Raw genomic sequence first — 5,536 nt, forward strand, 5'->3', positions numbered from 1 at the left:
AGTGCCGGCACAAGGAGTCAGAAATATATGATTTCATATGGTTAGCTACTTATGCACTGATTTACGCATCACAGGATATTTTCAAGAAAAAGTGTCCGAAGTATTGCGATACTACCTTGGCCGGTCTCACAGGAATTGGATACCAGGATTATCTGGCCGTATTTCGATCAACCGGATTGTCCACCATGATTCCATTTTCAATTATTCCAATAACCATGACCCAACTTATTCTCAACAACCTGTTTTCTCCAACTACCCTGCAAAAGGGTCGGGAATATTTCAGAAAGAACAAAGTCATCCAGCTCGCACTGGATGAAGATGGTGATAAGCTGCACGGCCTGGTGCGCGGCAGTGGCAGGAAAACCTACGAGGTCGAGATTTTCTTTTACGATAACGATGATCCTGAAGACGATAACCTTGAGGGCTTCTGTTCCTGCCCGTTGGGTTATAGCTGCAAACATACCGTTGCGCTGCTGCTGGCGGGGGAGAAAAAATACGGCGCCAAACGCCTTAATCAAATGATGGGGTTGGGCCACATCCATGGTGCTTCATACCCTGCAAAGGCGTCCGTTGCTGAAATTAACGCTATTAAACGGTTGCTGGAGGAGCAGTTTGGTGGTCGCCTGAGCAGTGATGTACTGGAAACCATGGTGGAGGAGTTTCTCGGGGAGTTCGAGGGAATATCACCGCAAGACGCCGCCAGGGAGCAGGCCAGAAAGCTGGAAGATCAGCGTAATAACTGGCTGCAACGGTTGAGTACTGCGGTAAAAGAGCGGGATGGCGAGGAGAAAAAACAGGCAGAACAGGGCAAAGCCACTAATATCGCGCTCTACGTTCTGGAAGAGAACACTTATCACGGGGGCATAATCATCCAGGTCTGTCTCTCCCGCTATCTGAAAAGCGGCGGCTTTGGTAAACCCTCACCCTATGGTGGTGCCTACAACTGCCTGCATCATGGCAACTGGCCCGCCAGTATGGCCGATAATGATCGCCGCATCCTCAAGCTGGCATATATCAACAAACAAATTGATCTTTACCAGGGGATAATCACCCTCAATGGTGAGGAAGGTCATGATCTGCTGGAAAAAATCATGGCCACCGGTCGTTGTATGGTGGATAGAGAGTTAAAACTTCCGGTTGTTCGCCAGCCTGCCATCCGGGGTGAAATCCGCTGGCAGCTGGATGAACAGGGGCTGCAACGCCCCTCCCTGGTGGCTGCCAGCGATGGCCAGCCGCTGCAGCTGATTCCTTCAGAGCCAGCTTGTTACCTGCTGCGGCAACAGGATCAGTTTCACTGTGGGGACCTGACCGGACTGGGGGACCCAACCCTGCTGGGCCTGCTGCTGGACGCACCGCCGCTGGACGAGGCCGGTATTGACATCACCAGCCAAACCCTGAAAACGCTGTTCCGTGACAGCAGTGAAACCGGCGGCAGCAAAAAGGGCAAAAGCAAAAAGCCAATCATCCCGTTACCGGAAAAGGTCTCCGTGCTCACGGTCATCCCCAAACCCCAACTGCTGCTGGACAGCATTGCCAACGGTAAGAAAACATCCGCTGACCGACTGGCCCGTGGCCGGGTCAGCTTTGATTACGATGGCCAGACCATTCCCTTTGGCAGCCACCAGCAAACCCTGAAACCGACAGACGACAGCCGTCAAATAATTCCCCGCCAGAGCAGTGCCGAATACCACGCCCTGGAACAATTGCCCGATTTTATTGCACCTGCCCATATCCGCCATATGGAAAGTGTGCACCAAATCAGCGAACTGGATGTGCACGACCTGGTGACCGGCATATCCGGCAGCGAATACCGCAACCGCTGGTTACGTTTTGTCAGCGATGTCCTGCCGCAACTGGAAGAACAGGGCTGGTCGGTCACCATGGATGACAACTTCCCGTTTCAGTTTGCCACCCTCACCGACGACGACTGGTACGCTGAGCTGGATGAATCGGAAAACAACTGGTTCAACCTGCGCCTGGGCGTCACTGTTGATGATCAACCCATCGACCTGCTACCACTGCTGGCCCGCCAGATAAACCAGCTGCCGACACTGGATGAGCTAAAGGCCATGCCCGGCGATGCCCCGGTTCCCATCGCCCTGCCCGGCGGTAAATTCATCCAGCTGCCGGCCGAGCGGTTACGGCTGATTGCCGGTACCTTGCTGGAACTGTTCGGGGAACGGCCACTGAACGAATACCAGCTGCAGAACTACCATGCCCAGGTCTGGCAGGAACTCTACGACCAGCTTGGCCTGCCCTGGTCCGGTGGAGAAAAGCTGCTGGCCCTCGGCAAAAAGCTGAAAGGTTTTAAACGACTGAAGTCGGTTAAACCACCCGGCGGGTTGCAGGCAAAACTGCGCAGCTACCAGCAGCACGGCCTGTCCTGGCTGCAATTCCTCCGGGAATACGGCCTCAACGGCATATTGGCAGATGATATGGGACTGGGTAAAACCCTGCAGACCCTGGCCCATATCCAGCTGGAAAAGCAACGGCTCGAGGATAAACTCTCCCCCAGCCTGGTGGTCTGCCCCACCAGCCTGTTGCACAACTGGCACCTCGAAGCCAGCCGGTTTACCCCGGACTTAACGGTCCATATCCATCACGGTGCCAACCGGGACAGCGAGGAAATTAACCACGCAGACCTGGTACTGACCAGTTACGGCGTGGTTCAGCGGGATTTTCAAGACCTGGCCAAAACCCGGTTTCACCTGCTCGCCCTGGATGAATCCCAGGCGGTCAAAAACCCCAATGCCAAAAGCGCCAAAGCGGTGCGCTGCCTGAACGCAGAACATAAACTCTGTCTCACCGGAACCCCCATGGAAAACCACCTTGGGGAACTCTGGTCACTGTTTGACTTCCTGATGCCGGGCTTCCTCGGTGCCAGAGACCAGTTTACCCGCTTTTACCGCACGCCCATCGAAAAACAGGGCAGCCAGCAACAGGCGGAAAAACTGCAAAAGCGTATTGCGCCTTTTATGCTCCGTCGCAGTAAAGACCTGGTGGCCAAAGAGCTGCCCGCCAAAACCGAAATCCTGCGCACCACGGCACTCAATGGGAAACAGCGGGATCTCTACGAAACCATTCGGGCCAGCATGGAAGCCCGGGTCCAGAAAGAGATCGAAAAGAAAGGGCTGGCCCGCTCCCAGATGGTCATTCTGGATGCCCTGCTGAAAATGCGCCAGGCCTGCTGCGACCCTACCCTGGTCAAGGTGGAACAGGCCGCCGACATCCGGGAATCAGCCAAACTGGAGCTGTTGATGGACCTGGTAAAACCCATGGTGGAAGAGGGCCGGAAAATACTGATCTTCTCCCAGTTCACCAGCATGCTGGCGCTGATCGAACACCGCTTGCAACAGGCCAATATCCCCTGGGTCAAACTCACCGGCCAGACCCGGGACCGGAAGAAGCCCGTGGACACCTTCCAGAACGGTGACTCGCCGGTCTTCCTGATCAGCCTGAAAGCCGGCGGCACCGGCCTGAACCTCACGGCGGCGGATACAGTGATACACTACGATCCCTGGTGGAACCCTGCCGCAGAAGACCAGGCCAGCGACCGGGCCCACCGGATCGGTCAGGATAAGCCGGTATTTATCTACAAACTGATCACCGAAGGCACCGTCGAGGAAAAGATCCAGGCCATGAAAGAGAAGAAAAAAGCCCTTGCCGATGCCATTTTAAGTGACGGTGCCGGCAGGCGGAAAAAAGCCACCATTACGGCTGAGGACCTTAATGTGCTGTTTGAGCCGTTGAAGAGTTAGGAGGCTGCCCGGGGAATAGCGCCCGACCGGGTGTCCCCGGAGCGAGGATTGCGAGAAATTAAGCACAAAAGCCTTTGAACCACAAAGACACAAAGACACAAAGGAAGCCTTTATTGGCTTGCCCGCGTAGCCCGGGCAAACCAAAAAAACTTTGTGTCTTTGTGGTTCCCCTTCTTTTAAAGGTTCAGGAACGGCCAGAGCAGCCAGTCCTGGCAATGGCGATGTTACATCCATTTCGATTTTGTTCAAACATTCGCCTTCGTCCAATAGCCCTGCTACTCTGCTTTGGGTCAGGAGTTTTTATCCGCAGTTTTTCGCAATCCCTGCTATTGGTGGCTATTTCTGCCTCCCGGTATTGCAAAAGCTGAACAGAGGTTATTCCACCGGGAGCAATCACCATGATGCCAAACACGCTGCAAACCCCATCAGTCCAGCCCTGCCCACAAAGTCCTGCCACCGACGACACCGCCATGGAGAAGCTCAGCAGACAGAGAGTCTCACTTAATGGCAGAAACACCAAAAAAAACGACTGCTCCGGGGCATTGATTGGTGCTGGTCACGGGGGCCATTCCCTGTCCAATAATAGGCTATGCTCGTTTGCCCTCAGAGCAATTCAGACCGGTGGCAGCCTGATGTGCAATGCCGCTGAATTTACCTTGGGACAGGTGATGGAATCCGATGACATCCAGTGGCTCTGTCCCGATTTAAAACAAAGCCTGGTGGCGTTGGCGGCGTTAACCACCCTACTACCGACGACCCGGGCAGGCATGACTTGCAAAAAGCTTTTTTCTGACCCTGATCATGGTACAAAGTATGACTGTCCTTATGACTGTTTTGATTGTGTGTCCCCTCCTGTTTGTTATCCCAAGCTGAAACTATGCAACGGAAAAGTAGACTGCAAACCTGACTCAGATGAAAAAGGGTGCGACGAAAAGCGCTGCAAAGAACTGGGGCGCCCGTTTCTTTATGGCAACTCAACATGCAGTAACACCCCATACTCAACTACTCCTCCCCCGGTTGCTGAGCCAACATCCTCTTCCCTGAAGAGCAACTTTTCCCCCTCTCCTGCCGGGATTACCAACTTTACGCCATCTTCCACCCGAATTTCCCAACCCCCGACATCGTTCTTTAAACCAATCACCAACTCCACCAAAACTTTCCCTTTACGGACCACCACCTCATCCATCCCTGGCGACAGTTCCGAAAGCGTCTCATCGGCAATTATTGGTACGATGCTTATTTTAGGTGCCCTGACCATACTCTATTGTGTTTGCAGCTATCAAAGTTACCGGGTAATGAGGCGCAACGATGACGAGTCATCCACTTGCCAGCTGATGGGCAGGGCACTTGCCAATCCGCTGCATTTCCATACACATCAATAGCGGGCTGCCGACCGACGGGCTGATGTTGAACTGCTGGGCTCCCCGGAGTGATCCGGAGAGTTTTCCAGTGTGACAGGGCAAGGTGTTATTCGGATCACTACCCTTGCAACCTGAGGCTTTGGGGTGAATCTGATTGCTCACCCAATGGGTGAACAGTGAAATCCCACTTAGCCCTGCATTGCGTGGGCTTCCGGGCCATTTCGATTTTCAACGGCTGAATTCAGGATGTCGAAGTTATTTCAGGACAGCTCCCTGGTTGACCATGGTCATATTTTTACCAGCGTTCGCCGTGGCTGCTGCCACCTGTTGCCATACCCGCTGGTGTGACCACGGTCGGCTGTTCTTGGCTATGGTCAGAGTCAGTCCTGGTTTCGGTCTTTACCGGGTGCACAGGGC

General features: G+C 54.0%; 3 protein-coding genes. 2 read left to right on the forward strand and 1 reads right to left on the reverse strand.

From position 1 onward, the window contains the following. Positions 1-185 precede the first annotated feature (185 nt). Positions 186-3,758, forward strand: a complete 3,573-nt coding sequence (locus tag KDK14_RS20315) for a DEAD/DEAH box helicase (protein WP_257267059.1) — start codon at positions 186-188, stop codon at positions 3,756-3,758. A 184-nt stretch (positions 3,759-3,942) separates the two neighbouring features. Here KDK14_RS20315 and KDK14_RS20320 read toward each other — a convergent pair whose 3' ends face one another. Continuing rightward, positions 3,943-4,170, reverse strand: a complete 228-nt coding sequence (locus KDK14_RS20320; protein WP_257267060.1) for a hypothetical protein — start codon at positions 4,168-4,170, stop codon at positions 3,943-3,945. Here KDK14_RS20320 and KDK14_RS20325 point away from each other — a divergent pair. After that, on the forward strand, positions 4,157-5,140 hold the full coding sequence (locus tag KDK14_RS20325; protein ID WP_257267061.1) for an LDL receptor domain-containing protein: 984 nt from the start codon (positions 4,157-4,159) through the stop codon (positions 5,138-5,140). The genes KDK14_RS20320 and KDK14_RS20325 overlap by 14 nt on opposite strands. Positions 5,141-5,536: the final 396 nt, after the last annotated feature.

The organism is Endozoicomonas sp. ONNA2 (assembly GCF_024606365.1).
GTDB lineage: Bacteria > Pseudomonadota > Gammaproteobacteria > Pseudomonadales > Endozoicomonadaceae > Endozoicomonas.